25 protein-coding genes and 2 pseudogenes are annotated in these 24,829 nt (G+C 65.5%); 21 read left to right on the forward strand and 6 right to left on the reverse strand.

Annotated features, from left to right (window positions below):
• The first annotated feature begins 296 nt into the window (after positions 1 to 296).
• The gene (locus tag MMB92_RS11535) at positions 297 to 1,202 is read left to right on the forward strand and encodes a manganese catalase family protein (protein ID WP_006491398.1); all 906 of its coding nucleotides are present in this window, start codon (positions 297 to 299) and stop codon (positions 1,200 to 1,202) included.
• A gap of 94 nt (positions 1,203 to 1,296) precedes the next feature.
• Here the strand turns inward: MMB92_RS11535 and MMB92_RS11540 are convergent, their stop codons facing one another.
• From MMB92_RS11540 to MMB92_RS11550, 3 genes are all read right to left on the reverse strand, one after another.
• Positions 1,297 to 1,584 (reverse strand): hypothetical protein, encoded by a 288-nt coding sequence (locus MMB92_RS11540; protein WP_043205962.1) that lies wholly within the window; start codon positions 1,582 to 1,584, stop codon positions 1,297 to 1,299.
• A 118-nt stretch (positions 1,585 to 1,702) separates the two neighbouring features.
• Complete coding sequence (groL, locus tag MMB92_RS11545; RefSeq protein ID WP_006482400.1) at positions 1,703 to 3,325, reverse strand: chaperonin GroEL; 1,623 nt, start codon at positions 3,323 to 3,325, stop codon at positions 1,703 to 1,705.
• A gap of 80 nt (positions 3,326 to 3,405) precedes the next feature.
• Positions 3,406 to 3,723 carry a co-chaperone GroES gene (locus MMB92_RS11550; protein ID WP_006482399.1) on the reverse strand — a complete coding sequence of 106 codons (318 nt, stop codon included), beginning with the start codon at positions 3,721 to 3,723 and terminating at the stop codon, positions 3,406 to 3,408.
• Positions 3,724 to 4,001: 278 nt separating this feature from the next.
• Here MMB92_RS11550 and MMB92_RS11555 point away from each other — a divergent pair, with 278 nt between their 5' ends.
• Both MMB92_RS11555 and MMB92_RS11560 read left to right on the forward strand, forming a co-directional pair.
• Entirely contained in the window at positions 4,002 to 4,490 is a 489-nt protein-coding gene (locus MMB92_RS11555) for a hypothetical protein (RefSeq protein WP_230391313.1), read from the forward strand.
• On the forward strand, positions 4,484 to 4,762 hold the full coding sequence (locus MMB92_RS11560) for a hypothetical protein (protein ID WP_062885731.1): 279 nt from the start codon (positions 4,484 to 4,486) through the stop codon (positions 4,760 to 4,762). The genes MMB92_RS11555 and MMB92_RS11560 overlap by 7 nt, the downstream gene beginning before the upstream one ends.
• A 228-nt stretch (positions 4,763 to 4,990) precedes the next feature.
• Here the strand turns inward: MMB92_RS11560 and MMB92_RS11565 are convergent.
• Positions 4,991 to 6,953: pseudogene (locus tag MMB92_RS11565) on the reverse strand (phosphatase PAP2 family protein).
• A gap of 307 nt (positions 6,954 to 7,260) precedes the next feature.
• On the opposite strand from MMB92_RS11565, the pseudogene MMB92_RS11570 reads away from it, so the two are divergent.
• Positions 7,261 to 7,661 (forward strand): annotated as a pseudogene (locus tag MMB92_RS11570) (3-hydroxybutyrate oligomer hydrolase family protein); the annotation flags it as partial.
• A 37-nt stretch (positions 7,662 to 7,698) separates the two neighbouring features.
• On the forward strand, positions 7,699 to 8,553 hold the full coding sequence (locus MMB92_RS11575) for a LysR family transcriptional regulator (protein ID WP_230391314.1): 855 nt from the start codon (positions 7,699 to 7,701) through the stop codon (positions 8,551 to 8,553).
• 1,364 nt (positions 8,554 to 9,917) lie between these two features.
• Here the strand turns inward: MMB92_RS11575 and MMB92_RS11580 are convergent.
• Positions 9,918 to 10,268: a helix-turn-helix transcriptional regulator gene (locus tag MMB92_RS11580; RefSeq protein ID WP_012493794.1), complete on the reverse strand. Its 351-nt coding sequence runs from the start codon at positions 10,266 to 10,268 to the stop codon at positions 9,918 to 9,920.
• A 143-nt stretch (positions 10,269 to 10,411) separates the two neighbouring features.
• Between MMB92_RS11580 and MMB92_RS11585 the strand changes: the two genes are divergently transcribed.
• The 3 genes from MMB92_RS11585 to MMB92_RS11595 all read left to right on the forward strand — a co-directional run bounded on the left by MMB92_RS11585 (position 10,412) and on the right by MMB92_RS11595 (position 12,261).
• Positions 10,412 to 10,786, forward strand: a complete 375-nt coding sequence (locus MMB92_RS11585; protein ID WP_125333444.1) for a hypothetical protein — start codon at positions 10,412 to 10,414, stop codon at positions 10,784 to 10,786.
• Between the two features lie 122 nt (positions 10,787 to 10,908).
• Positions 10,909 to 11,394, forward strand: a complete 486-nt coding sequence (locus MMB92_RS11590; protein ID WP_006482390.1) for a hypothetical protein — start codon at positions 10,909 to 10,911, stop codon at positions 11,392 to 11,394.
• Positions 11,395 to 11,601: 207 nt separating this feature from the next.
• The gene (locus MMB92_RS11595; RefSeq protein WP_062885733.1) at positions 11,602 to 12,261 is read left to right on the forward strand and encodes a carbonic anhydrase; all 660 of its coding nucleotides are present in this window, start codon (positions 11,602 to 11,604) and stop codon (positions 12,259 to 12,261) included.
• Positions 12,262 to 12,551: 290 nt separating this feature from the next.
• Here the strand turns inward: MMB92_RS11595 and MMB92_RS11600 are convergent, their stop codons facing one another.
• On the reverse strand, positions 12,552 to 13,121 hold the full coding sequence (locus MMB92_RS11600) for a lipocalin family protein (protein WP_062885734.1): 570 nt from the start codon (positions 13,119 to 13,121) through the stop codon (positions 12,552 to 12,554).
• A 250-nt stretch (positions 13,122 to 13,371) separates the two neighbouring features.
• Here MMB92_RS11600 and MMB92_RS11605 point away from each other — a divergent pair, with 250 nt between their 5' ends.
• The 13 genes from MMB92_RS11605 (at position 13,372) to MMB92_RS11665 (ending at position 24,749) form a co-directional block, all read left to right on the forward strand.
• Positions 13,372 to 13,983, forward strand: coding sequence for a sigma-70 family RNA polymerase sigma factor (locus MMB92_RS11605; RefSeq protein WP_062885735.1), 612 nt, complete (start codon positions 13,372 to 13,374; stop codon positions 13,981 to 13,983).
• Positions 13,980 to 14,714 (forward strand): anti-sigma factor, encoded by a 735-nt coding sequence (locus MMB92_RS11610; protein WP_062885736.1) that lies wholly within the window; start codon positions 13,980 to 13,982, stop codon positions 14,712 to 14,714. Before MMB92_RS11605 ends, MMB92_RS11610 begins: the two co-directional genes overlap by 4 nt.
• Before the next feature lie 154 nt (positions 14,715 to 14,868).
• Complete coding sequence (locus MMB92_RS11615; RefSeq protein WP_062885737.1) at positions 14,869 to 15,702, forward strand: DUF1295 domain-containing protein; 834 nt, start codon at positions 14,869 to 14,871, stop codon at positions 15,700 to 15,702.
• Complete coding sequence (locus MMB92_RS11620; protein ID WP_062885738.1) at positions 15,699 to 16,799, forward strand: cyclopropane-fatty-acyl-phospholipid synthase family protein; 1,101 nt, start codon at positions 15,699 to 15,701, stop codon at positions 16,797 to 16,799. The genes MMB92_RS11615 and MMB92_RS11620 overlap by 4 nt, the downstream gene beginning before the upstream one ends.
• Positions 16,796 to 17,416 (forward strand): lipocalin family protein, encoded by a 621-nt coding sequence (locus MMB92_RS11625; protein WP_154817314.1) that lies wholly within the window; start codon positions 16,796 to 16,798, stop codon positions 17,414 to 17,416. The genes MMB92_RS11620 and MMB92_RS11625 overlap by 4 nt, the downstream gene beginning before the upstream one ends.
• 92 nt (positions 17,417 to 17,508) lie before the next feature.
• The gene (locus MMB92_RS11630; RefSeq protein ID WP_062885739.1) at positions 17,509 to 18,813 is read left to right on the forward strand and encodes an FAD-dependent oxidoreductase; all 1,305 of its coding nucleotides are present in this window, start codon (positions 17,509 to 17,511) and stop codon (positions 18,811 to 18,813) included.
• Positions 18,810 to 19,664 (forward strand): DUF1365 domain-containing protein, encoded by an 855-nt coding sequence (locus tag MMB92_RS11635; protein ID WP_062885740.1) that lies wholly within the window; start codon positions 18,810 to 18,812, stop codon positions 19,662 to 19,664. Before MMB92_RS11630 ends, MMB92_RS11635 begins: the two co-directional genes overlap by 4 nt.
• The gene (locus tag MMB92_RS11640; RefSeq protein WP_062885741.1) at positions 19,661 to 20,878 is read left to right on the forward strand and encodes a cyclopropane-fatty-acyl-phospholipid synthase family protein; all 1,218 of its coding nucleotides are present in this window, start codon (positions 19,661 to 19,663) and stop codon (positions 20,876 to 20,878) included. Before MMB92_RS11635 ends, MMB92_RS11640 begins: the two co-directional genes overlap by 4 nt.
• A 1-nt stretch (position 20,879) precedes the next feature.
• On the forward strand, positions 20,880 to 21,413 hold the full coding sequence (locus MMB92_RS11645; protein WP_046546927.1) for a chalcone isomerase family protein: 534 nt from the start codon (positions 20,880 to 20,882) through the stop codon (positions 21,411 to 21,413).
• 102 nt (positions 21,414 to 21,515) lie between these two features.
• Positions 21,516 to 21,686 (forward strand): DUF2256 domain-containing protein, encoded by a 171-nt coding sequence (locus MMB92_RS11650; RefSeq protein WP_080465583.1) that lies wholly within the window; start codon positions 21,516 to 21,518, stop codon positions 21,684 to 21,686.
• Positions 21,687 to 21,996: 310 nt separating this feature from the next.
• Complete coding sequence (locus MMB92_RS11655) at positions 21,997 to 23,097, forward strand: hypothetical protein (protein ID WP_277562701.1); 1,101 nt, start codon at positions 21,997 to 21,999, stop codon at positions 23,095 to 23,097.
• A gap of 99 nt (positions 23,098 to 23,196) precedes the next feature.
• On the forward strand, positions 23,197 to 23,928 hold the full coding sequence (locus MMB92_RS11660; protein WP_021157777.1) for a GTP cyclohydrolase I: 732 nt from the start codon (positions 23,197 to 23,199) through the stop codon (positions 23,926 to 23,928).
• A gap of 116 nt (positions 23,929 to 24,044) precedes the next feature.
• The gene (locus MMB92_RS11665; RefSeq protein ID WP_062886088.1) at positions 24,045 to 24,749 is read left to right on the forward strand and encodes a sigma-70 family RNA polymerase sigma factor; all 705 of its coding nucleotides are present in this window, start codon (positions 24,045 to 24,047) and stop codon (positions 24,747 to 24,749) included.
• The last annotated feature ends 80 nt before the right edge of the window (positions 24,750 to 24,829 follow it).

Genomic DNA, 24,829 nt, shown 5'->3' on the forward strand with positions numbered 1-24,829 from the left:
CCCTTGTCGCATGCCGCGCCGTTGCGTCGCCGGCCGGCCGCTGCGCCCGCGGAAAGCAGCCCCGCCGCGAGCCGATCGCGGTTCCGTCGCGCCGCGCCGGCCGATGCCGGACAGACCGATACCCGTTGCCCGACGCACGCGTGTCGTGCAGCGAACGATGCCGTCGTCCACGGCATGCCGCTCGCGCACAACCCGCACCGGACAGCATCGCGCATGCCCGGGATCGTCGGCCGTGGGATCGAATCGTGCTGATTCGAGCCGGCGAATGTCGCGCAACCCTTTTCCACGGAGATGCCATGTTCATCCACAACACACGGCTTCAGTACACGGTGCGCGTGGGCGCGCCGAATCCCGGGCTCGCCAACCTGCTGCTCGAGCAGTTCGGCGGCCCGCAGGGCGAACTTGCCGCCGCGATGCGCTATTTCACGCAGGCGATCACCGAGGAAGATCCGGGCCGCAAGGACATGCTCCTCGACATCGCCACCGAGGAACTGAGCCATCTCGAAGTGATCGGCTCGATGGCCGCGATGCTCAACCGCGGCGCCAAGGGCGAACTGGCCGAAGCGGTCGACGAACAGGCGGAGCTGTACCGCAAGCTGCACGGCGCCGGCAACGACAGCCACGTGACGCAGGTGCTGTACGGCGCGGGCGCGCCATTGACCAATTCGGGCGGCGTGCCGTGGTCGGCCGCGTACATCGACACGATCGGCGAGCCGACCGCCGACCTGCGCTCGAACATCGCGGCCGAAGCACGCGCGAAGATCATCTATGAACGGCTGATCAACGTCACCGACGATCCGGACATTCGCGACGCGCTCGGCTTCCTGATGACGCGCGAGGTGTCACACCAGATGTCGTTCGAGAAGGCGCTGTATGCGATCACCGCGAATTTCCCGCCGGGCAAGCTGCCGCCCAAGACGCCGTATGACCACGTGTACTTCCGGATGCAGCCGGACGCGGCGCCGCTGGTCGGACCGTGGAACCACGGCGGCGAACTCGAGATCCGGCCCGGCGAGCCGGCGGTCGATGGCGGCAGCGGTATTCCGGAAGGCATGCTCGACGCGCAGCAGGCGGACGCCATCGAAGCCATGGCGCAGCGACTCGCCTCCGATCCGAACAGCGACCCGGTGACGGGCGCCGAACTCGGCGCGGGGCCGCCGGCGCCTCAGGGCCGCAAGCCGGGCAAGCCGGACGGCGCGTGAGCAGGGGCGCGCTGGCGCGCGATCGGGATTCCGGCGCGCCGGCGAAGCGACATGACGCGCGCGCCGGATGCATCGCCGCACGTGCGGCCGCGCGTCAGGCGCCGGCTTCGTCGGGCTCGGTCTGGTCGCTCTGATCGGCCATCAGGTACTGGATGACCAGCGTCGGATCGGCAATGTCGAGGATCAGGCGGCGCATCACGCGCTTGCGCATATGGTCGTCATCCAGCGTCCACGGCCCGGCCGCGTCGCCGAGGTAGCGGCCGATCGCGCCGCGATTGTCGCCGTCGAGCGGCAGGCCGAGCCGCGCGGCGAGCAGGCCGGCGATGACGTCGTCGAGTTCGACGTGCAGCGGCCTGGAATCGATCGAAAGTTCGAGTTTCATGGTCGGTCTCGCAAACACGAAAAAAGCGGCGCGACGCGCCCCCCGCTGTCGCGCGCGCCGGGCAAAGCCGCTCCGGCCAGCGGCTGTTCGACGATCGCAGGCGAGCCCGCGACGCAGGTCAGTAGCCGAGGTCGGGCGCGGCGGCCGGCTCGGCGCCGTCCTCTTTCGGCGCTTGCGCGACGGTCGCATCGGTCGTCAGTACCAGGCTCGCGATCGATGCCGCGTTCTGCAGCGCGGTCCGCGTGACCTTGGTCGGATCGACCACGCCCGCATCGACCAGATCGCCGTACTCGCCGGTCGCCGCGTTGTAGCCGAAGTTCCCTTTGCCTTCGAGCACCTTCGAGATCACGACCGACGGTTCGTCGCCCGCGTTGGCCGCGATGACGCGCAGCGGCGCTTCCAGCGCACGCAGCACGATCCGGATGCCGGCATCCTGGTCCGCATTCGCGCCCCGGATGTCGGACAGCGCCGCGCGCGCACGCAGCAGCGCGACGCCACCGCCCGGCACGATGCCCTCCTCGACCGCGGCGCGCGTCGCATGCAGCGCATCGTCGACGCGGTCCTTCTTCTCCTTCATTTCCACTTCGGTGACCGCGCCGACCTTGATCACCGCCACGCCGCCCGCGAGCTTCGCGACACGCTCCTGCAGCTTCTCGCGATCGTAGTCGCTCGTCGCTTCGTCGATCTGCGCGCGAATCGCCTTCACGCGCGCGTCGATGCGCGCCGCATCGCCCGCGCCATCAATGATGATCGTATCGTCCTTGCGCACCTCGACGCGCTTCGCACTGCCAAGATCCTCCAGCGTGGCCTTGTCGAGCTGCTTGCCGGTTTCCTCCGAGATGACCGTCGCGCCGGTCAGGATCGCGAGATCTTCCAGCATCGCCTTGCGCCGGTCGCCGAAGCCCGGCGCCTTGACGGCGGCGACCTTCAGGATGCCGCGCATCGAATTCACGACGAGTGTCGCGAGCGCTTCGGCCTCGACGTCCTCGGCGACGATCAGCAGCGGCTTGCCGGCCTTGGACGCCGCTTCGAGGATCGGCAGCAGATCGCGGACACTGGAGATCTTCTTGTCGTGCAGCAGAATCAGCGCATCGTCGAGATAGGCCGCCTGCTTGGCGGGATCGTTGATGAAATACGGGCTCACGTAACCGCGATCGAACTGCATGCCCTCGACCACGTCGAGTTCGTTCTCCATCGACTTGCCGTCCTCGACGGTGATCACGCCGTCCTTGCCGACCTTCTCCATCGCATCGGCGATGATCTTGCCGATCGCGTCGTCCGAGTTCGCGGAAATCGCGCCGACCTGCGCGATTTCCTTGTGGGTCGAAATCGGTCGGGACAGCTTGCGCAACTCGTCGAGTACCGCGCCGACGGCCTTGTCGATGCCGCGCTTCAGATCCATCGGGTTCATGCCGGCCGCGACGTGCTTCATGCCTTCCTGCACGATCGCCTGCGCGAGCACGGTGGCGGTGGTGGTCCCGTCGCCGGCCACGTCGGCCGTCTTCGACGCGACCTGCTTGACGATCTGCGCGCCCATGTTCTCGAAGCGGTCCTTCAGTTCGATTTCCTTCGCGACCGACACGCCGTCCTTCGTGATCACGGGCGCGCCGAAGCCGCGCTCGATCACGACGTTGCGGCCCTTCGGACCGAGCGTCACCTTCACCGCATCGGCCAGCACGTTCACGCCCTTGACGATCTGCTGGCGCGCGCCATCGCGGAATTTCACGTCTTTTGCAGTCATTTTCTTGCTCCGGATACAGTCGTTGAACGGGATGCCGCGCGCACCGGGTACACACCCGTGCGACGCGGTCGAATCGGCATTCAGGCCGCTTTCCTGGCGGCCGGCGATTCGGGTTCGAGTACGCCCATGACGTCCTCTTCGCGCATCACGAGCAGTTCCTCGCCGTTCACCTTCACGGTCTGGCCTGCATATTTGCCGAAGAGAACCTGGTCGCCGACCTGGAGCTGCAGCGGGCGCTGCGAGCCGTCCTGCAGCAGCCGGCCGCTGCCGACTGCAATCACTTCACCCTGCTCGGGCCGTTCGGCGGCCGAATCGGGAATCACGATGCCGGAGGCCGTCGTCCGCTGCTGTTCGATTCGCTTGACGATAACCCGGTCGTAGAGGGGACGAATCTGCATTTTCATCTCCTGAGCGATGAGATCACCTGGAAAAGGGAATCCGCCGGCGCCTGCACGCGCAAAGACCGCGATGCGCCGGCGTGCCATCGATTGGCGAAAAGCGAAATAGTGGCGGGCAGGCACGCTTCAAGAGGGTGACGCGCGCCCAATATGTAACAAAATGTTTCATCGCGAAAACGGCGCGCGCACGACCGGCGGCTGTCTCCCGACGCTCCGTCGCGAGCGGCAACACGACCTCGACGACCGCCGCTCCGGGCCGCGCGAATCGTCGTGCAACGATGCTTGAAATCCGCGCGTCCCATCCTATTTTGGTATCGCTCAAGCAGCCGCGGCTTACGCGCTGCGTGTTTCGATTTGTTTGTCAGCGAGGTCTTTCGCGGATCGACGAACTGGAGCGCGTGGTCCGGTTCGTCCTCCGTGCGAGGTCCAACCGGGAGCGAATCATGAACGATCCTTTCTTCATCTTCGATCGGCTGCCGGAGGTCGGCCGCCGACCACGACGCGTCGCCCGCGTCGTCAAGGGTTTGCCGACCGGCCTGCGGATAGCGCGCAACGACACCGGTCGCTTCGCGTCGATCGGCGCGTGGGTACGCGGCGCGCGCAAGCCATTCGCGTTGCGTCGCGCGGCCCAACCCGCCGTGATCGGCCGACCGAAGCCGCCGCGCCGCCGCGTCGCCACGCCAGGACGGATGCTGCACCACATTTCATTTTTCGGCGTTGCGCCCGCGGGTGGCGGTTTCGTGCGCGACGGGAGGCGGCCATGCTAAGCCCGCATGAATTCGCGACGCTGATGCTGGTGTGCCAGGCGCCGGATCAGCTCGACATGAACCGCGCCGAACTCGATGCGTTGCTCGAACGGCAACTCGTCATGCTCGAACATCGCGCGCCCGGCCGCCAGCGCGCGTACCTGACGAAGAAGGGCCGATCGATTCTCCACGCGCTCGGGGCCGACGTCGCTTCCCGCGGGCGTCACGAGGCCGCGGCAGCGCGCGACCATCCATACGACGCGCCCGTCGCGCTGTCGGACGACGCCGGGTGACCCGGCGTTCGAATCAGTGGCGCGGCTACCGACGTGCGTGCGCGATCATGCTCGATGCACGCGGTATCCGCGCAAGCGCGCCGCCAATACTGAAGCTCGCGTTTCGTCGATGACCCTGGCGGCGGTCGTCGAACCCGCAGCCGACAGCCGCGGCCAACGACGAAGGCGCGATGCATGCTCCGGCGGGCAACCGCCGTCCGGATCACTGCATCGATGCGCCGCCCGCCCCTACTTGTCGATACGAACCGATATGCCCGATGCGCTGTAAAGCGCGGTGGCGTTGTACCCGTCCACGACCACCGAATCGAAGCGCCCCTGAAGTTGGCTGCTGTCGACGAGCGAAACGACGTCACCGACCTGCGGCGCGAGACCCGCGGCGAACCGGACGTGCAGCGTGCCGCCGGCAAGCGTCGTCATCCCTGCCACAGCGAGTCGTCCGGCGTCGCCGGCGCCACGGTCGAGTTCCAGCGTACCGCCCTTCAACTGCGTGTAGCGGCCGTTGATGTTCACGCGCGCCGCGGCCTTGATCGCCACCGTGCCGCCGCCGACATAGACGTCGCCGGCACCGAACGCCTGCGGCGATCCCGCCGCGAGCGTTCCGCCCCGCACTTCCGTGCCGCCGCGATAGGTGTTCGCGCCGGCAAGCGTCAGCGCGCCCGTGCCGGCGAACGTCAGCTTGCCGTCGCCGCCGATATCGTTGCGCCAGGTATCGGCTGCATTGAATCCGCCGAGCGAAGCATCCATCGTCACACTGACGTTGCCGGCAAAATTCGCGTACCCGTCCGCGGCGGCGAACAGGTTGAGCCGGCCCCATCCCTCGGCGTCGTCGAGCAGCGGATAACCGGACGCCAGCGCCGTCGTCTTCAGCACGACGCGTCGCTGGTCGGCGCTTAGATACGGCAGACGCGTCTCGAGCAGCACTTCGGCCCCCTTCGGCACGACTGCGCCGTTGGTGGTGGTGCCGATCGGCGCGAAGCCGAACGTGAGTCGGCGCGCGTAATTGGCCCGATTGGCGGCCGGGTCGGCAAAGCGGTCGCTCGACGCCGTACCGGCATGCGCGGCGGCCAGGAACGTGGCCGGCGTGGTGCGGGTCAGCGAATACAGCGTTGCATGCGCCTGCTGGAAGGCCGTCTGCTTGAGCGTCGCGTTGGCCGGATCGACGAGGTTCGCCGCCACCACCGCCTGGGCAAGTATCCGGCCGCCGATCACGTCGAGCGGCGAATGCATGCCGGCGAGGATGCGGTTCTCGCCGAGTTCGAGCCCGCGGCTGATCATTTCCTGGAAACGCTCGGGAATCACGTACGCCATCGCGAGCGCGTCACGCATGCCTTCCGCGGAATGCCCGCTCGGAAAACCGCCGTCCGTGGCCGGCGTGGTGCTTTCTGCCGGTACGAGCGTCGGCGCGACGACGACGCTCGTGCTCCACCGATACGGACGCGCATATTTGTAGAAGCGTTTCGCCGGCTCCGTCGAGCCGTTGTTTCCCATCGTATTGATGAAATCGACGACGGAACCGAACCCGGTATTCGCGCTGCCGCCGACGCCGGTGTTGTTGCCCGTATCGTTGTAGAGCTTCGTCGTCGCGTCGGCCGGCACCGACGTGATGCTCGTCGTCTGCTGCGCCGCGCCACGCGTCGGTGAGCGGCCCCATGCCGTCCGACACGCTATAGCCCTTGCCGCGGCGGTCGTCGTAGTACGCGGCCTCGGCCTGCGCGGCGGTACGCTGCGACGTCGCGTCGACCACATACTGGACATTCGCGTTCAGCACGGCCTGGTTCAGCGCCGTCCCGCCCGGCGTACCGTCGTTCGGAAGACCAGTCCACAGCGACGGCGCCACCGCCGGAAAACCGCCGGCCGCAGGTGCGCTCGTCCCGGCATCGACGAGGTCGGTCAGCGGCTGCCACAGCGCACGGAAGCCGTTCAAGACGCGCACGCCGGCGTTCATGCTCATTGTGGCGTAACGCGCATCGCCGCGCTGGTTGGTCGCCGTGTTGTCGACGAACGCCGGCACCGATGCCTGAACCGGGGCGCTGTCCACGAAATCGGGGTCCGCGGGTGCTGCCGGCAGTTGCGCGACAACCGACGGCGGCTGGTTGCTGTCGACGTCGTCTCCGCCGCAAGCCGCGACAACGAAGGCTGCCGAAACGGCGATAGCGAAGGTGTGCAAGGCAATCCGGCGATGCGCTGACATGACTGGGCGGTTCCCGTGGAGTGTCGAGAAAGCGCGTACGATATAGTTAGTTTGTGAAAGATATGAGAAAGAGCCGAGAAAGTTCGGGGGAAGGCGATGTCGCGCCACCGTCCCGCTCGTCGAGACGCGATGCGGTCCTGTCCTGCATCGGCGCTTCACACGACGCCGACGCATTCGTCGGCACGGAAAACCTGCCTGCCCGTCCCGCATCACGGACAGTTGTCGATCACGTAATACCGGGCCGACGTCCGCGCCAGCGTGTTCGAATAAAAGACGTTATTCACTCCTATGCTCTGGTTCGCTCCGTTCGCGTGCGTCGCGCGCCTACCTCGCGCAGAACAGCCTCGCCGACCGCGCACGCAGCCAGTTGTCGTTCTACGAAATCACGAATGGTCAGCACTTCGATGCATTCCTGTCCGTGGCCGGTTTCGATACACGCTTCATACCGGTTCGCTACTACTATCTGCAGGCGCTCGACCGGAGGATCACCTGACGCGCGTGAAGCCGTTGCCGCCGTCGCAGGTGGTCTGGACTGCGCCGCGTGGTGGTGTGGCCGGGCAGATGCCGCAACTCACCGTGGCGAATCCTCCGCCGATCGCAAGCGCGCCCGCCGCGAATGCGCCCTTGATGAGAATGACTTTGTCCATGACACCTCCTGTTTCGATGACAGGACGATATCGCCACTTCTCTGTCGCTTGTAGATGGTGAATACTGAATGGGCTCGTTAGCATCACTGGACAATGATATGGACCTGAATCTTCCGCCGCTGCTCCTCGCCGTCGCCAAGGAACGGAAGTTCCGCGCGGCGGCCGACCGGATGGGCGTCACCCGTTCCGCAGTCAGCCAGGATATCCGGCGGCTCAAGGACACGCTCGGCGTCGCGCTGGTGGTGCGCACCACGCGGTCGGTTCAACTGACCGACGCGGGTACGCAGTTGGTGCAGTCGCTGGAGGGGCCGCTCGTCGACATCAGCAGCGCGCTCGATGCAACGGACACGAGCGACGCGCCGCGCGGCCACCTTCGGCTCACGGCCACGTCGATTGCCGAGCCCTTCCTGTTGGGCCCGTTGCTGGCGAGCTTTGCGGAGCGTTATCCCGACGTGACCGTCACGGGCGAAGAATTCGATATCGTCGAGCGCGGATTCGATGCTGGGATCCGGTTGGGACAGGTCATCGAGAAGGACATGATTGCCGTGCCGCTGGGCGGCGAGCAACGCGAACGCGCGGCGGCCGCCCGGTTACGTCGAAAAGTACGGCGCGCCCGGTCAAGAGCTGACGCCTTACCGCTGGGAGTTCGTGGAAGACGGCTGCCCGTTCGACGTCGCGGTCGAGCCGCAACTGACGACGAACGATTTGCGCCTGATGCTGCGTCTTGCGCTGGCGGGCGCCGGCATCACGTTCGCGCCCGAGGATTGCCTGCGCGCACATTTCGACGACGGCTCGCTCGTGCCGCTGCTGGAGGCATTCCTGCCACCGTTTTCAGGCTTCTTTCTCTGCTTTCCGCAGCGGCGCAACATGGTGCCGAAGCTGCGTGCGTTGATCGATTATGTGCGGCAATGGCAGGCGCCGTCCGCTGCTTGCGGTTGACGCGTGCCGCGTAACGCGGACGCTCCCGCGATGGTCGTCAGGATAGCCCCAATAATCTACACACGGCACCTTCAAAGCCGCGTCTTGCCACGCAGCTTCGACGGCCCAATCCCCGGCGCAAGCATGCGCCAAATATTGTTCCAGTGGCTTCGTCATAAACGATCGCACCGTCGTCGACATACGCCGACGCAGCGCGTTGGCACTTCGCCCAGACTAATTCGAGAGCCTGAGCCTCCGCCTCGCGACACAATGGGCTACGGTTGCTCCACATGTCGCTTCCCGATTTCGCGCACGCGAGAATCACCGTCCGCCCTTCTATCGCACCGTGCCGTTCTTGCAGTGTCCACGTCACATGCCTTTGCTCGCATTGCACAATGCGGGGCGGCCGCAATACGGGCAACGGCTGGGGATTGCTCTTGGATACATCGCATTTCCTCGCTCAAAACGGGATCGTCAACCGGTACGTCGGTCCCGTGGCGCATCAGGACTACTTCGGGCAAAGCTCGCTACTCCTTGGCGCCAGCCGCCTCGTGTGCGCAATGCAGGCGCTGGTCCGCGCCGCCCAACTGCTCAGCTAACACCGGCTAACTTTACGACCACCGACCGATCAACCGTTCATCGCAAACCGAGGTGCGGGAGTGAGTCGACATCTGGCTGCGATCGGCCCAACTGTGACTGCGGATGGAAGCGACGCAAGGAAGCGCCCTTCTGAGACTCGTGGCCTGGAACGCATGAACCGTAGCGCCAAAGGGAACGAACTAGCAGTGCCGACCTCGCAAATTTAACTCGACCAAGCGTCTGCACCGACCGAAGACGCGAGCAGACGTTCTGCCGGTGGCTAACGAAATGGCATGGACGACCTCGCAGACTCCACGCGCGGACCTCACGAAAGCATCGGTCGAAGCACTGGAAAAACGGCATTGCAAAAGTGATAGCTGGAAAAACGGCATTGCAAAAGTGATAGCAGGATAGGTTCGCGTCGGTTTTGGGCACCATGCACGTCTGAACTGCCCGGAATAAGAGTTCGAGCGACGGAAAGCTGCACCGCGACCAGTGGAAGTTCCGCTACCGTCCGGCTGTACCTCAGTCTTGCAATAGCCGGATCACCCCTCTGATAACGTATGTCAATGGCCAGCGGCACACATTAGGAAATACATCGGGCCCGCGCCATCGCATGAAGTACCGCCACCGAAGGCGTCTACATCCAACGAGACCCGCCACCATCATAGTGGTGCGCGGTGGCGGACGGTTGCGTCAAAAAAGCCAGTCGTCGTTGCTAGGGAGGACCGTTGACGCGGCTTGCTTCAGCAGGAGAGTCATCGGCCTTACGTGGGGCCCGATCTCGTCTACAGGTCGCGCGTCTCGTCGTACGGCCCTCTTAGCCGCCCTTCGACTCACCGTTCTGTTTCGTACGGTGTGTTGATACACCCATGGTGTCTATAAGCGCCAGCACTGCAATGCGCTGATCTGCGTCGAGAGCCCTGTATCGAGACAAGATCTGCTGTTCCTCGACGGTCGATGCAAGCGTCGCAACCCGCCCAGTAAGCAGGTAGTACACATCCACGCCGGCAGACGCCAGCCCGACGAGGTAATTGGAGTTCGGTCGGCGGGTCCCTCGCTCGTAATGAAACTGGGCCTGCTTATGAACCCCACCCAGCTCTGCGAATTCGGGCTGAGTCAAGCGCATGCGCTTGCGTTCCTGCTTGAGGCGTGTCGGAAAATCATCCATTTGTCATGTTTTTCTGGTTGACAGAGGTACAAACGAGTACTAATCTCGTCATACCATTTGGCTTCTCGATGTTACCGCACGCTGTCGAGCGAGGCGCCACTGCGCTCTACTCACGCGAGCGGAGAATCGGTCCGGAGGAAATCATGGTCAACTACATACTCCGTGGCGCGCTACCGGTCCGTGCCCAATTTCGCCATGCGCACGCCGAGAACCTCGCCAACAAGTTGACCGAACACGTTGATGCTGACTTTTATTTTGCCACCGACACCGTGGCGCGCTGTCTAGTCATCTGCCTCGCCGGCGCACTATTACCGAACGAATGGTTTGCAGTCGAGCAAGTGCTTGCCGACTTTGCGCAGAAACATGCGAGCGCCGCTGCAATTTTCACAAGGAACTGGGCCGGCGACGTTTCATTCTTGCCGCTCGGCCTTGACCGCCATATCGACCTCTCCCGAGATTCGCTCAACTGGACACGCAGACTAGAACGTTGCGCATCGACAGGGGATGGCGACTCCTGACTTTTCTGCCGAATGCCCAGCACGGCAGCACGCCGTTGCGTGGCCGCTGGCCGAGTGTCCCACGCCGGAGCATCGAGCCAGCCGCTTGACCTGTCCGGCGAAACATCAATGGAGTGACAATCATGGAGATCGAAGATGCCCTAGACAAGGGCGAATATGTATTGTGCGGCGCGATGCCAGTGGATGCAGATATGGAGCTCGAACATCTCGAAAGCGTTCGCCGGCACTTGGGCGGCATTGCCGACGTTTATCTCGCGCGTGACGATGCGGCGAGCACAGTCTCGATCCGCCTATCTGGCTCCATTTCGCGTGACGATGCAAAAGTGGTCGACAGACGGATCCAGAAGTTTGCACACGATCATTGCAGCGCCGGCGCCATCCTGTGGCGCGGGTGGAACAATTCGTGGAAATGGTTCGTGGTCGGGTTGGATTGGCAAGCCCAATGCCTGCTGAAGCTTGCCGCAGCTGAGGAACAGTTCGAGCGCCTCGAGGAACGGGGCTTTGATTACATTTTCTGGGTCCATCTAGATGCGACAGCCCACGGCGATCACACCAAACGTGGCAACCGGGTCGGCCGCCTTTCAATTAAGACAGAAAGACGAGAGTGACGAGTGACGGACCGGTTCTACGCCGGCGGCGAAGCCGGTCCGTCCCTGATAAACGAGAAGTGGACGTTTCAACTTAGCCACTACAAGCGCTTCCGACGAGAGTGTTAATTATGTCAAATTGAACGAATATTCGTTCTCCTGGGTCGGATACCAGGCGACCCCTGCTTGCAACTGCGCTGATCATACGTCTGAAGTTTTGGAGCGAGCATGCGAGACATCATCGATGGTTTTTTGCGTTTTCAACGCGACATCTACCCGCAACGTGAGGCGCTTTTCAAGCAACTCGCCACGTCACAGAACCCCAAGGCGCTATTCGTCACGTGCTCCGACAGCCGTGTCGTACCTGAGCTGCTCACTCAGCGTGAGCCGGGCGAACTGTTCGTGATCCGCAATGCGGGCAATATCGTGCCGTCGTACGGCCCGGAACCCGGCGGTGTTTCCGCCACCGTGGAATACGCGGTCGCCGTTCTCGGCGTTCGGGATATCGTGATCTGCGGCCACTCCGATTGCGGCGCGATGGGCGCGATTTCGCGCTGCACCTGCCTCGACCATCTGCCGGCCGTCGCGAACTGGCTGCGTCATGCCGATTCCGCGCGAGTCATCAACGCCGCGCACGAATACGACACGCCGCGCGCAAAACTCGACGGGCTCGTGCGCGAAAACGTCATCGCGCAACTGGCGAACCTGCGCACCCACCCTTCAGTCGCGCTTGCACTGGAGCGAGGACGCCTAAACCTGCACGGCTGGGTCTACGACATCGAGACGGGCGGCATCGATGCGCTGGACGGCACCGCCCGACGTTTCGTCCCGCTAGCCGAATCGCCCACGGTGGTCGCCGTGAACTCGCGCGACCGCGCTCAGATCTAGTCCACCGACTGTTCGCGCCCGATGCCTGGCATCGGGCGTGCACAACGATCCGCCTCTCGGAGCGAGAGCGGGAGCGCGCACGCCGGTTTGTATCGCCCCTCCCCACGCGCGAGTCTAACGGCGTCAATGCAGACGCCTTCCACGTTGACGGGTATCGACACCATCACGTGTACTCCATCGGCGATATCCCGCCTTTCGCCGTCGCCATCGGCCACGGCTGCGGGCATACGCGGAGCTCGGCGTTGTTCCCGGCCCGATGGCGCCGTGCACGCGTGTTGTGTGCGGTCGCCCTAATGCGCAGTGCGCCGCAACATCGTCGTGTCGTAACCGAGCGTCCGAACCCGTTCGACAAGCGCCGCGGCCTGTTCAGCGGAGGGCTTCGCATCGCGCGTCAGGATCCACAGGAACCGACCCGACGGTTCACCGACGATCGACCATGAGTAGTCGTCGGCGCGATCGAGCACCCAGTAATCGCCGAAGAAGAACGGCCCGAAGAACGACACTTTCAGCTTTGCGCCGCCGCTGTCGGCCACGATCTTTGCGCGCCCGTCGGAGCTTCGCGCGCGGCCGTCCGGCCCGCCTTCGTGGCAGGTATTGCGCACGCCGATGAGACCGTCTTCCCGCTTCGCATACTCGGCCGTCACGCCGTCGCATCCGCGCTCGAAGCGGTTTTCATACCGCGCGAACTCGTACCATCTGCCGACGTAGCGATCGAGATCGACGGATTTCGCGGGTTGCGGAACGTGTGCATTCCCGCTGGGCCCGCCGGCGAGGCCTGCACATCCCGCCAGCACCAGGGCGGCGCCCGCCACGATCACTCCCGCCGCCCACACCGTTCGGCCAACGATACTTCGCTTCATTGAATGACTCTCCAGACACGAAACCCGGTCATTGTGCACGCAACCGACGGTAGTCGGCCGCATTCGCCGCACGTTGCGGCTGCCTGCATCCGCGCGGACGCGTCGCTCGTATCTGGTTGAAGAGATCACAGCGGGCGCTGCGCTGCACAACGTGCAGCGGGCGCGCCACCGATCGTTCAATCACATGCATCCGAGAGTGCTATATTTCGCTCGACATTCACATCATGGCGGTCCGCGCCATCCACTTTGCATGAGCGACACGCCAAGCGGTGCCAGCGGCTTCGATCAGACAGCCCCTTCGCGCGATGCCGATGCGGATGTCGCGCGCCGCGAACATCTGAACCGGGTGATGCTTCAGGCAGCAACCGGCGACCAGGCGGCTTTCGCGGAGTTGTACCGGCTGACCGCGTCGCGGGTGTTCGGGACAATCGTGCGCATGCTTCACGATCATGGGGAAGCCGAGGATCTCCTCCAGGAGGTCTACACGACCGCATGGCGACGCATCGACGCGTTCGACCCGGCGCGCGGCGGCGCGATGACGTGGCTAATCACGCTGGCGCGCAACAAGACGATTGACCGCTTGCGGCAGCATCGCGACGCGCAACTCGACGACGAACAGGCGCTGGAGCTTCCCGCCGAAGATCCGACGCCCGCCGCGCTGGCGGAGGCCTCGCAGGAGCGCCTGCGCCTCGAGCGATGCCTCGCGCAACTCGATCCGCAGCAGGGCCGCGCGGTGCGCGAGGCCTTCTTCAGCGGCGCGACCTACAGTGAGCTGGCAGCGCGACTGCGTGTGCCGCTCGGAACCATGAAGAGCTGGATCCGGCGCAGCCTGATGCAGCTGAAGGTGTGCCTGGAGCAATGAATACGCCGGCCGATCACAATCGCGAATTGCGCTGCGCAGAATACGCGCTCGGCGTGCTCGACGCAGACTCGCGCCGCGAGCTGGAGCAGGCCGCCGCTCGCGACCCGGCGTTGCAAGCCGCGCTCGAGCGCTGGCAGCGCCACCTCGCCCCGCTCGCGGGCGACGTCACGCCCGTCGACCCGCCCGCGCGAACCTGGACGAGGATCCAGCACCAACTGGGCTTCATTCCGCCGCCGCGCCCACGCAGCGCTGCGCCATCCGACGGATGGTGGAACAGCCTGCGACTGTGGCGCTGGGTCGGCATGGGCGCGAGCGTTGCGGCGCTCGGACTGCTCACGGTCAACGTGATCCGGGTGGGCGAAGCGCCGCCGCGCCCCGCTGCCGAAGACAGCCACTACATGGCGGCCACGCTGGCACAAGCGGATGGCGTCGCACGGTGGACCGCCACGGTCGACTTGCAGCGTGCCCGGATGGTCGTGGTGCCCGCGAACACGCCACCGATCGCCGCGGACCGCTCGACGGAGCTCTGGCTGATTCCGCCAAATGCGAAGCCGATCTCGCTCGGCGTATTCGCGTCGAACGCACCGGCGTCGATGACGCTGCCGCAAGCGATCGTCGCGCGACTCGATGCACGCGCGGTGCTCGCCGTATCGCTCGAGCCTAGCGGCGGCTCGCCGAGCGGCCAACCCACCGGGCCGGTGCTCGCCACCGGCGCGATGCACACCACTTGACGCGCGCAACGCGCGCTCAACCCGCAAACGTAAAGGGAGGCGGCGTGCCGCCCGCTGCCGTCTCTCTCGACGAGATCGCGCATCTCGTCGCATCCGTCTGCATCCGATCGGTTGACCGCTCCGTATAGAGGGATATCGCGCCCTCGGAGCCCGCATGCCCGCCGTCGTCGTTGCCCTCCTCGCCTTCGTCGGACTGATCCTGTCCTTCACGGCGGTATGGATTGCCCAATTGCATTCCCGGAACGCCGGGATGATCGATCCTGTCTGGGCCGCGACGCTCGGCGGCGTAGCCGTGTTCGTCGCCGTGCTGGCTACCGGCCCGGAATTGAATCGTGCGCTCGTCGCCGCCGGCGGCGGCATCTGGGGGCTGCGACTCGCGCGACACCTGTGGCGGCGCAATCGCGGGCAGCCGGAAGACCCGCGCTATCGACAGTTCCGCCTGCAGTGGGGCGACGCCGCGCCGCGCAACATGTTCTGGCTGTTCCAGTTCCAGGCGCTGATCTCGATGCTGCTGTCGATCGCGTTCTTCATCCCCGCATACAGCGCGGCAGCCCCGTCCCGGTCCGCGATCGCCGCGGCAGTAGCGATCTGGATCGCCGCCGTCGCCGGAGAGACTGCGTCCGACCGGCAACTCAAGCGGTTTCTCGCGGATCCCGACCACGGCGGCCAGGTCTGTCGCGCCGGCTGGTGGCGCTATTCGCGGCACCCCAACTATTTCTTCGAGTGCGTGCACTGGTTCGCGTACGCGGCACTGGCAATCGGAATGCCGTGGGGATGGCTGACGCTGATGCCTCCCTTCCTGATGGCATGGCTGCTGCTCAAGGTATCCGGCTTGCCGCTGCTCGAAGCGCGTCTGGTGCAAAGCCGGCCGGGCTACCGCGAGTACATGCGCACGACCAGCGCCATCGTTCCGTGGCCTCCGAGGCCGGCGCCCGGCCCTTCCCCCACCCGATCCGATCACCCTGAAGACCGGAGTACGCGATCATGACCGCTACCACCTCGCAACCGTCGCCGGCCTCGGCGGCGGCACCCAACGACGCCTGGCTGATTCGCTGCTGCGAGCGCGGCTGGCTGCCGGACCGGCTGATCCGGGCCGGCATGCGCTCGCTGATGCGGCAACGCCTGCGCGACGAACACGCGTATGACGGCGAACGGCGCGCGGCGGCCTACGACACGCTGGTGCGTGAACTGGGCGCGAGCCCGATCGCAATCGAGACGCTCGCGGCGAACACGCAGCATTACGAAGTGCCCGGCAGCTTCTTCGAGGCCCATCTCGGCCCGCGGCTCAAATATTCGTGCGGCTATTACCCGCGTGGCGACGAAACGCTGTCGCAGGCCGAGGAGGCCATGCTGGCGTTGTACGCGCAGCGCGCCAGGCTGGAGGACGGCCAGCGCATTCTCGACCTCGGATGCGGCTGGGGTTCGCTGTCGCTCTGGCTCGCCGAACGGTATCCGGCCGCGCAGATCGTCGGCCTGTCGAATTCGCACGGTCAACGCCACTTCATCGAGCGATGCGCGACGCAGCGCGGGCTGACGAATCTGCGAATCGTGACCGGCAACGTGGTGGAGTTCGACTTCGATCCCGCGGATACCGGTTTCGACCGTGTGCTCTCGATCGAGATGTTCGAGCACATGAAGAACTACGGGCAACTGCTCGCCAAAATCGCGCGCTGGATGCACGACGACGGCAAGCTCTTCGTGCACATCTTCGCGCACAAGCTGCTCGCCTATCACTTCGCGGTGCACGACGACACCGACTGGATGTCGCGCTATTTCTTCACGGGCGGGACGATGCCGTCGGCCGACCTGCTGCTGCGGTTCCAGGACGACGTGCGCATCGCCCGCCAATGGTGGCTCGACGGGACTCACTACGCCCGCACGGCCAATCAGTGGCTCGCGTCGCTCGATGCGGCGCGCCCCCGGGTCATGCCGATTTTCGAGACGGTCTACGGCGCCGACGCCCGCATCTGGTTCCAGCGCTGGCGGATGTTCTACATGGCGGTCGCCGAGCTGTTCGGCTATGCCGACGGGCAGGAATGGGGCGTCGCCCACTATCTGTTCGACAAGCGCCGGGTGCTCGCATGACGGCCGCAATCGCGTACCGGGTTCTCCGCCGTGCGGCCGTCACGGTCGTGACGGCGCTCGCGATCGGCGCCGCCGGGTGCTCGGGCAGCCCGTCGAACCCGAATCCGCGCGCCGCCGTTCCGCTGTCGACCGTACCCGTCGACTTGCCGCGCTACATGGGCCGCTGGTACGTGATCGCGAACATCCCGTATTTCGCGGAACGCCACTTCGTCGGCAGCCGGGCCGAGTGGCGCCTGCGCGACGATGGCCGGATCGACGACGCATTCGTCGGCCGCAAAGGCGGCTTCGACCAGCCCGAGAAGCACTATCGGTTCGTCGACGCGGTCAAGCCCGGCAGCGGCGGCGGCGAATGGCGCGTGCGGCTGTTCTGGCCGGTGTATGTCACGCAACTGACGCTCTACGTCGACCCCGACTACCGGTACACGATCCTCGGCTACCCGGGCAAGACGCTCGGCTGGATCTTCTCGCGCGAGCCGACGATGGACGAGGCCACCTATCGCTCGCTGCTCGCCCGGCTCGATGCGATGGGTTACGACACGTCGCGCTTCAGGCGGGTGCCGCAAACACCCGACCAGATCGGCAAGCCGGGCTTCGCGTCGCCCGGCGATCGCGAATGACCACCGCACCTGCATCCGCCGCGTGCGGTGCGACGTATATGAGCACATGTGATTCCCGAACCTGCACTTGTGACTGACGGAGACCATTCGCGATGCACCCGGAACTTTCAATGTCGCTGCCCGGCCGGCGGATTGCCGTCGTCGGCGCCGGCATCGCGGGCCTGGCCAGCGCGTACTTGCTGGCCCGCCGTCACCGTGTGACGCTGTTCGAGGCCGCCGACTACCTCGGCGGTCACACGCACACGGTCGACGTCGAACTCGACGGCGCACGCTACCCCGTCGACACGGGATTCCTCGTGTTCAACGACCGGACCTATCCGAACCTGATCGCGCTGTTCGACGAACTGGGCGTGGCCGCCCATTCGACCGACATGTCGTTTTCGGTTTCGGTCGACGGCGGCCGGCTCGAATGGGCCGGCAGCAACCTGAACACGGTGTTCGCGCAACGCCGCAACCTGTTCTCGCCGACCTTTCTCGGGATGTTGCGCGACATCCTGCGCTTCAACGCGTCCGCGCAAGATCACCTCGAATCGGCGAGCCGGCAGCGTCTTTCGGTCGGGGAACTGCTCACGGCCGGCGGTTACGGCGCATCATTCCAGCATCACTACCTGCTGCCGATGGCGGCCGCGATCTGGTCGAGCGCGGCCAACGACATCCTGCGGTTTCCGGCGGCGACGTTCCTGCGCTTCTGCCTGAATCACGCGTTACTGCAGGTCAACAACCGGCCGGCCTGGCGCACCGTCGCGGGCGGCGCGCGGCAGTACGTCGAGCGCATCGCCGCGACGCTCGACGACGTGCGCGTGAATACGCCGGTCCGCGCGATACGGCGCGACGACGCGGGCGTGACGGTGGCGACCGATACAGCCGGTCACGAGCGGTTCGACGCGGTCGTGCTCGCGTGCCATGCGCCGACCAGCCTACGGCTGCTCGCGGATGCCAGCAAGGCCGAGCGCGACGTGCTCGGCGCCGTGCGCTACCAGCACAACGTCGCGGTGCTTCATACCGATACCGCGTTGCTGCCGCGCCGGCGGCGCGTGTGGTCGGCGTGGAACTACCTGGGCGGCCGGCCGAGGCGCACGGGCGGCGAATCGCCGGTGTGCGTGAGCTACCTGCTCAACCAGTTGCAGCCGCTGCCGTTCCGCTCGCCGGTCGTCGTCACGTTGAATCCGGTCGACGAGCCCGCGCCCGACACCCAGCTCGGCCGCTACGATTACGAGCATCCGCTGCTCGATCTCACGGCCGTGGATGCGCAGCATCGCCTGCCGATGCTGCAAGGGCGGCGCAATACCTGGTTTGCGGGAGCGTGGACGGGCTACGGCTTTCACGAGGACGGGCTGAAGTCCGCGTTGCGCGTCGCCCGCGACTTCGGTGTCGCTCCGGCCTGGGCCAAGCCATGAGCGCACCCTTTGCCCGCGACGGCACGGCCGCCCGGCTTCTCGTCGGCAACGTGATGCATGAACGGCTGCGGCCCGTGCGCCATGCGTTCACGTATCCGGTCTTCCAGGTCTGCTGCGACGTCGAACGGCTGGGAGAAATCGATGGCAGCTGGTTCGGTATCGATCGCTGGCGCCCGCTCGGACTCGCGTTGCGTGACTACGGCCCGCGCGACGGCCGCGCGCTCGGCCCGTGGATGCGCGATGTCCTCGCACACGCCGGCATTCCAGCCGACGGCCCGATCTGGCTGCAGACGATTCCGCGCATCTTCGGCTACGCGTTCAATCCGGTGAGCTTCTGGTACTGCTACGACCGCGCGGGCCGGCTTCGCGCGCTGTACGCCGATGTGCGCAACACGTTCGGTGCGCACCACGGCTACCTGATGAGTGCGATGCGCCACGCGCCGATCGGAGCTGACACCGTGCTCGTCTGCCGCAAGACGTTTCATGTCTCGCCGTTTTGCGACGTCGTCGGAGATTACGCGTTTCGCGTGCGTCAGCGCGGCGATCATCTGAACGTGGCGATCGACTATCGCGACGACGACGGTCTGCTGCTGCGCACGGCAATCGGTATGCGGTCCGCGCCGCTGACGGCGGCACGCGCGTGGCGCGCGCTGGCCCGGCAGCCGCTTAACGCGATCAACGTCGTCATTCGCATTCATTGGCAAGCGCTGCGGCTGTGGCTCGCGCGCGTGCCGTTCTATGGCAAGACGCCCCCCGGCCGTTCTGCCGCTGCCGATTCGCCATTGTCCCGTTCGCCGGGCGCGTCGCCACGCGGCCGCTCGGCGATGTCCGATCACGAGGCTCGTCCATGACCTTGCTGCGCCTGCTGTCTCCCGCATCGCAACCGGCGATGCCGCTCTCGGCCCGGTTGTTCATCGCGCTTCTACGACAAATCCGCGACGGCCACCTGACGCTTGTAACGCCCGAAGGCGCGCAGCATGTGTTCGGCGATCCGCACTGCCAGCCGGCCGCGACGCTGCAGGTCCGCGACTGGCGGGCGTGCCGTGCGATCCTGCGCGCGGGCGACATCGGATTCGCGGAAGCGTATCGCGCCGGCTGGATCGACACGCCCGAACTCGTCGCGCTGCTGCGCCTCGCGATCCGCAATCAGCCGGTGATCGCGAAGACGGTGACCGGCGGCCGCCTGGCACGCGTCTGGTACGCGCTGCGTCACCGGCTGAGGATGAATACGCGGGCCGGCAGCCGCCGCAACATCCACGCGCACTACGATCTCGGCAACGACTTTTACGGGTTGTGGCTCGACGACACGTGGACGTATTCGAGCGCATGCTTCGACGGCGACACGCAGCGTTCGCTCGCCGACGCGCAAACGGCGAAGTATCAGCGCATCGTCGATTCGCTCGGCCTGCGCGCGGGCATGCGCGTGCTCGAGATCGGGTGCGGCTGGGGCGGCTTCGCCGTGCATGCCGCACGGCAAGGCATACGCGTGCATGGCGTCACCATCTCGCAGGCGCAATACACACTGGCCCGCGAGCGCATCGCGCGCGCCGGGCTGTCCGATCGGGTCACGCTCGAATTGCGCGACTATCGCGACGTCGACGGCCAATACGATGCGATCGTGTCGATCGAGATGTTCGAGGCCGTGGGCGAAACGTTCTGGCCGGTGTATTTCGACACGCTCAGGCAGCGCCTGAAGCCCGGTGCTCGCGCGCTGATTCAATCGATCACGATCATCGAGTCGCTATTCGACGCGTACCGCACGTCAAGCGACTTCATTCGCGAGTTCATCTTTCCCGGCGGGATGCTGCCGAGCCCGGAGCGTTTCATCGATGCCGCGCGGCGGGCCGGCCTGGCCGCCGAACCGGTGCTCGGGTTCGGCGACGACTACGCGCGCACGCTGCGCACCTGGCGGGCCGCGTTCGAGGCGCGCATCGACTCGGTGCGCGCGCAACGGTTCGACGAGACGTTCATTCGCACCTGGCGGCTCTATCTCGCCTATTGCGAAGCGGGATTTGCCGAGCGGCGGACCGACGTGATGCATTTCATCGTGTCGTCGGGCGGCTGACATGCGGCGCCGGCTTGCGATGCTCGCCGCAGTCGCGGCCGCGGCGCTGGCTGCCCCCTTGTTCGCCGGCGCGAGCTGTGTCGACGACATCGCATCGGCGCGACTAATCGGATCCGGCCGGTTCTGCATACTGGGCATCTGCCTGTACGACGCCCAGCTGTGGGCGCCCCGGCCCCCCGGCGCGTTCGACACGCCGTTTGCGTTGTCGCTGGCCTACCGTCACGACGTGAAAGGCGAGCGGCTCGTCTCGACGGGCATGGACGAAATCGAGAGACTCGCACCCGCGCCGTTGCCGGCGACGACGCTCGATGCTTGGCGCCGCGATATCGAACGGGCTTTCACCGACGTATCACGCGGCGACGTGCTGTGCGGCGTGTATGTGCCCGAGCGCGGTGCACGCTTCTACACCAACGGCCGCCTCACGGCCGACGTGACCGACCCGGCGTTCGCGCGCGCATTCTTCTCGATCTGGCTCGACCCACGCACGCGGGCAAAGTCGTTGCGCCGTCAGTTGCTGGGCGACGATGCGCGCTGATTCGACGGTGAGCGGCGATGGTCCGATGTATCGACGTATCGACGCCGGCAGCGCTGCTCGACCGGACAGTTCGCCAGGATCCTTCTCGACGCGTGATTCGCCATGGTCAACAAGATGCACTTGCCTGAGAAGACATGCGAGACCTGCGGCTTGCCTTTCAGCTGGAGAAAGAAATGGAAAGCCGCGTGGGACGAAGTCCGATATTGCTCCGAGCGTTGCCGTCGGAATCGGCGGCCGCGTTCCAGCATGAAAACAAACGCTGCACGTCGGTGACTTCGCGTTGACGAGCCGGTCGCGAGCAGCGCGCGTGCCCGGATAGCGCTTCGATCCGAGACGGAGTGCTCGCGCCTGTTTCGGGCAATCGTGATCGATCGGCACCGGTGTGCGCAGGCGTGCTCATCGGAGCGGCCCCCCTCCTTCCCGGCGTCTGGGTTGCAGCATGCGCGGCTGCCTTCAGGCGGTTCACTCCTCCTCGTTTCAGCTGCACGACGCTTGCGTGAACGCCCGGTCATTTGCGTTCGCGCGAACGGTCGCGAACCGAAGCCAGCCGTATCGACACGCAAATGTGCGACACGATCGCTTCATGTATCGAAATCACAAACCTTTCACCGTACTTTCCAGCCCATTTTGGCGCAGTTTTGCTGCCATTCCATTGACCTCAAACATCGTTTCATATGCGTTGAAAACGCGCAATTTCGTTGCATACACGAGCATTCACGTGCTTACACTGCAATTTTCAGACGCTCACCCGATGTTTGACGCAAAAACTCAAGGCACAATTTATTTCATGAATCACTTATCCGCTTCACTTTCCGGAGAATTTGCATACAATCCAGCTGTGACGCATGAATCGACCGAGGGAGGCCCCGTGCCAACACGCAATCACGACATCAAGCCGCGCCGGTTTCCGGCGTGTCCGGCTTCATTGATGACGCGCGTGTCCGTCGCCCCGGCACGCAGCCCGTCACACCACGCCGGTACGGCGCTCGACCGGCCGATTGCATCGCGCTTGCGGGTCGCCGCGCAGCAGCGCGGCCAACGCTGCCGGCGCCGCTCACCACAGGTGCCCGACCGGTGTGCAAGCGCCAGCCTGCACGGCGCACTGCCCGAACGGCGATCGAACACCGTTGCGGCTCGCGTGTGTCCCACGCTACTCGTCACGGGCTGGCTGACTGTATCCGACGAAACGATCGAGCAAGCCGGCCTGCACGTCAGCGAGCGCGTCGAGTCGGTGCCGCGCGCGCTACGACAGCCGGGCCCGGCTGTCGACGCCCTGATCGCCGAGGTCTCGTCGTTGCATATGGCTCTGGCGATTCAATTCGTGTTGCTGGCACAGGCGCGCCGTGTCCGCGCGGCCGCGATCATCTATGAGTACGGCAGCGTGCAGGCCCTCGCGTTGATCCGCCTTGCAGGGTTCCATCTGTTTCACTCGGTCGGCGGCCGCGTCGACCAGGCGTTCGTCCTGGCCAGGTTGCAACAGTCCGCCGCCGTCATGCTCGCGGCGAAGCCGACGGCGAACGACCCGATGTTGCGGTTCCGCCGGAACGTCGGCGGCTGGGCCCCGGCAACGCCAATGGGTCCGTCGTGCGCGATCAGGACCGGATCTCCGGTGACGCTGCCGGGCCGCCATGCACGCCCGCGCACGCCAGGTGAGCGCCACCCCGTCGGCGCGTCATCGAAATAGCGACGGCGTTCGCCCGGTTTTTATCCAGGAAACACAGGCAAATCATCACCTCTGTCGCGATCCATCGCATGACCCCCTAACCTCGAGAAACGAACCGAAATGGGCAATCTGATCGACGCTCCCGAGCACACCTTGACTGCGATCGACGAGGGCATTCCTCTGTCGCACATCATCCGTCGTCGGCTCGAGAACGCGGGCGTGCGCTTCCATGCAAACGACAACATCGCCGCGCACCTGCGCGACGGCGAACTGGAGGCGTTGCAGAACGAAGTTGCGCAGGGAATGGAAGCGGTGCTTCGCTCGCTCGTGATCGACGTCGACAACGACCACAACACCCGGGAAACCTCGCGGCGCGTCGCGAAGATGTTCATCCGCGAGGTGTTCGCGGGCCGCTACGACGCGGCGCCGTCGGTCACCGAATTTCCGAACGTCGAGCGGCTGGACGAGCTGCTGATCGTCGGGCCGCTGCGCGTGCGCAGCGCCTGCTCGCATCATCTCTGCCCGATCATGGGCCGCATCTGGATCGGCGTGCTGCCGAGCGCCGCGTCGAATCTGATCGGCCTGTCGAAGTACGGAAGGCTCGTGAACTGGGTCATGACGCGCCCGCAGATCCAGGAAGAAGCGGTCAAGCAGATCGCCGATCTCCTCGAATCGCGCATCTCGCCCGACGGGCTTGCCGTCGTACTCGAGGCCGAGCACTTCTGCATGCATTGGCGCGGCACCAAGGACGACCAGGCAAGAATGACCAACAGCGTGATGCGCGGGAAATTTCTCGCGGACGCATCGCTTCGCCGAGAGTTTCTCGCCTTGTTGTCCGGAAAGAATGCGTAATGCGCGCGACAGGCATTCGCGACGAATGCGACGGCACCGTGCCCGGCCATGAGCCGCGCCTGCTCGTCACCGCGGGCGCGCAACAGCAGGAAGCGCAAAGCCATACGGAGTTCCCGATGAACTGCTCGCACGATTCGCTCCGCCCGTCGTCCGGCCAGGGTCGATCGACGAAGCCGCATTCAGGCAGGCAGCAACGCCGGGACGCGTCTCGCGCGAGGTCGCGCCCGGGCGGCAGAACCGAATTCACCGCAGATGCGGTCGTTCAGCCCGACGAAGCACCTGACGCGCATGCGGAACTCGACCAATTGCTGTCTCGCGTCGCCGCCGGCGACGAGCACGCGTTCGCGCAGCTGTATCGATTGACGGCGGCGCGGCTGTACGGCGTGATCGTCCGGATGATCCGCGACGGCCACGAAGCGGAAGACCTGCTTCAGGACGTGTTCACGACGGCGTGGCGTCGCGCCGATTCATTCGACGCCGGACGCGGCACGGCAATGACATGGCTGATGACGCTCGCACGCAATCGGACCATCGACCGGATCAGGCAACACCGCGAGCTTCCGCTCGACGACGAACTGGCGCTGTCGATCCCCGACGAAAACCCGACACCCGACCTCGGCGCTCAGGCGAGCCAGGAGCGCCTGCGTCTGGAGCGCGGGCTCGCGCATCTGTGCGAACGGCAGGCGTATGTGCTGCGGGAAGCGTTTCATGGCGGCGCGTCGTATGCGGAGCTGGCCGAACGCATGCAGGTGCCGCTCGGCACGATGAAGAGCTGGATTCGCCGCAGCCTGATGCGACTCAGGATGTATCTCGAGCAATGAGCACGCGAATCGCTTCGCGGTTCGAGCAGAGATCATTGGCGATCCGAAGCGAAGGGTGCATCCACACCGCACATGCATGC

It is taken from the genome of Burkholderia sp. IO2, from assembly GCF_029522185.1.
Classification (GTDB): Bacteria; Pseudomonadota; Gammaproteobacteria; order Burkholderiales; family Burkholderiaceae; genus Burkholderia; species Burkholderia cenocepacia.

Excerpts from the sequence above, each read along its gene's own strand:
- MMB92_RS11550 (WP_006482399.1), bottom strand. The coding sequence starts at position 3,723 with ATGCAGATTCGTCCCCTCTACGACCGGGTTATCGTCAAGCGAATCGAA.
- MMB92_RS11635 (WP_062885740.1), top strand. The coding sequence starts at position 18,810 with ATGAGCGCACCCTTTGCCCGCGACGGCACGGCCGCCCGGCTTCTCGTC.
- MMB92_RS11610 (WP_062885736.1), top strand. The coding sequence starts at position 13,980 with ATGAATACGCCGGCCGATCACAATCGCGAATTGCGCTGCGCAGAATAC.
- MMB92_RS11580 (WP_012493794.1), bottom strand. The coding sequence starts at position 10,268 with ATGGATGATTTTCCGACACGCCTCAAGCAGGAACGCAAGCGCATGCGC.
- MMB92_RS11620 (WP_062885738.1), top strand. The coding sequence starts at position 15,699 with ATGACCGCTACCACCTCGCAACCGTCGCCGGCCTCGGCGGCGGCACCC.
- MMB92_RS11590 (WP_006482390.1), top strand. The coding sequence starts at position 10,909 with ATGGAGATCGAAGATGCCCTAGACAAGGGCGAATATGTATTGTGCGGC.
- MMB92_RS11555 (WP_230391313.1), top strand. The coding sequence starts at position 4,002 with ATGCTTGAAATCCGCGCGTCCCATCCTATTTTGGTATCGCTCAAGCAG.
- MMB92_RS11660 (WP_021157777.1), top strand. The coding sequence starts at position 23,197 with ATGGGCAATCTGATCGACGCTCCCGAGCACACCTTGACTGCGATCGAC.
- MMB92_RS11625 (WP_154817314.1), top strand. The coding sequence starts at position 16,796 with ATGACGGCCGCAATCGCGTACCGGGTTCTCCGCCGTGCGGCCGTCACG.
- MMB92_RS11630 (WP_062885739.1), top strand. The coding sequence starts at position 17,509 with ATGCACCCGGAACTTTCAATGTCGCTGCCCGGCCGGCGGATTGCCGTC.
- MMB92_RS11665 (WP_062886088.1), top strand. The coding sequence starts at position 24,045 with ATGAACTGCTCGCACGATTCGCTCCGCCCGTCGTCCGGCCAGGGTCGA.
- MMB92_RS11560 (WP_062885731.1), top strand. The coding sequence starts at position 4,484 with ATGCTAAGCCCGCATGAATTCGCGACGCTGATGCTGGTGTGCCAGGCG.
- MMB92_RS11585 (WP_125333444.1), top strand. The coding sequence starts at position 10,412 with ATGGTCAACTACATACTCCGTGGCGCGCTACCGGTCCGTGCCCAATTT.
- MMB92_RS11615 (WP_062885737.1), top strand. The coding sequence starts at position 14,869 with ATGCCCGCCGTCGTCGTTGCCCTCCTCGCCTTCGTCGGACTGATCCTG.
- groL (WP_006482400.1), bottom strand. The coding sequence starts at position 3,325 with ATGACTGCAAAAGACGTGAAATTCCGCGATGGCGCGCGCCAGCAGATC.
- MMB92_RS11600 (WP_062885734.1), bottom strand. The coding sequence starts at position 13,121 with ATGAAGCGAAGTATCGTTGGCCGAACGGTGTGGGCGGCGGGAGTGATC.
- MMB92_RS11605 (WP_062885735.1), top strand. The coding sequence starts at position 13,372 with ATGAGCGACACGCCAAGCGGTGCCAGCGGCTTCGATCAGACAGCCCCT.
- MMB92_RS11645 (WP_046546927.1), top strand. The coding sequence starts at position 20,880 with ATGCGGCGCCGGCTTGCGATGCTCGCCGCAGTCGCGGCCGCGGCGCTG.
- MMB92_RS11540 (WP_043205962.1), bottom strand. The coding sequence starts at position 1,584 with ATGAAACTCGAACTTTCGATCGATTCCAGGCCGCTGCACGTCGAACTC.
- MMB92_RS11650 (WP_080465583.1), top strand. The coding sequence starts at position 21,516 with ATGGTCAACAAGATGCACTTGCCTGAGAAGACATGCGAGACCTGCGGC.
- MMB92_RS11595 (WP_062885733.1), top strand. The coding sequence starts at position 11,602 with ATGCGAGACATCATCGATGGTTTTTTGCGTTTTCAACGCGACATCTAC.
- MMB92_RS11535 (WP_006491398.1), top strand. The coding sequence starts at position 297 with ATGTTCATCCACAACACACGGCTTCAGTACACGGTGCGCGTGGGCGCG.
- MMB92_RS11575 (WP_230391314.1), top strand. The coding sequence starts at position 7,699 with ATGGACCTGAATCTTCCGCCGCTGCTCCTCGCCGTCGCCAAGGAACGG.
- MMB92_RS11640 (WP_062885741.1), top strand. The coding sequence starts at position 19,661 with ATGACCTTGCTGCGCCTGCTGTCTCCCGCATCGCAACCGGCGATGCCG.
- MMB92_RS11655 (WP_277562701.1), top strand. The coding sequence starts at position 21,997 with ATGTATCGAAATCACAAACCTTTCACCGTACTTTCCAGCCCATTTTGG.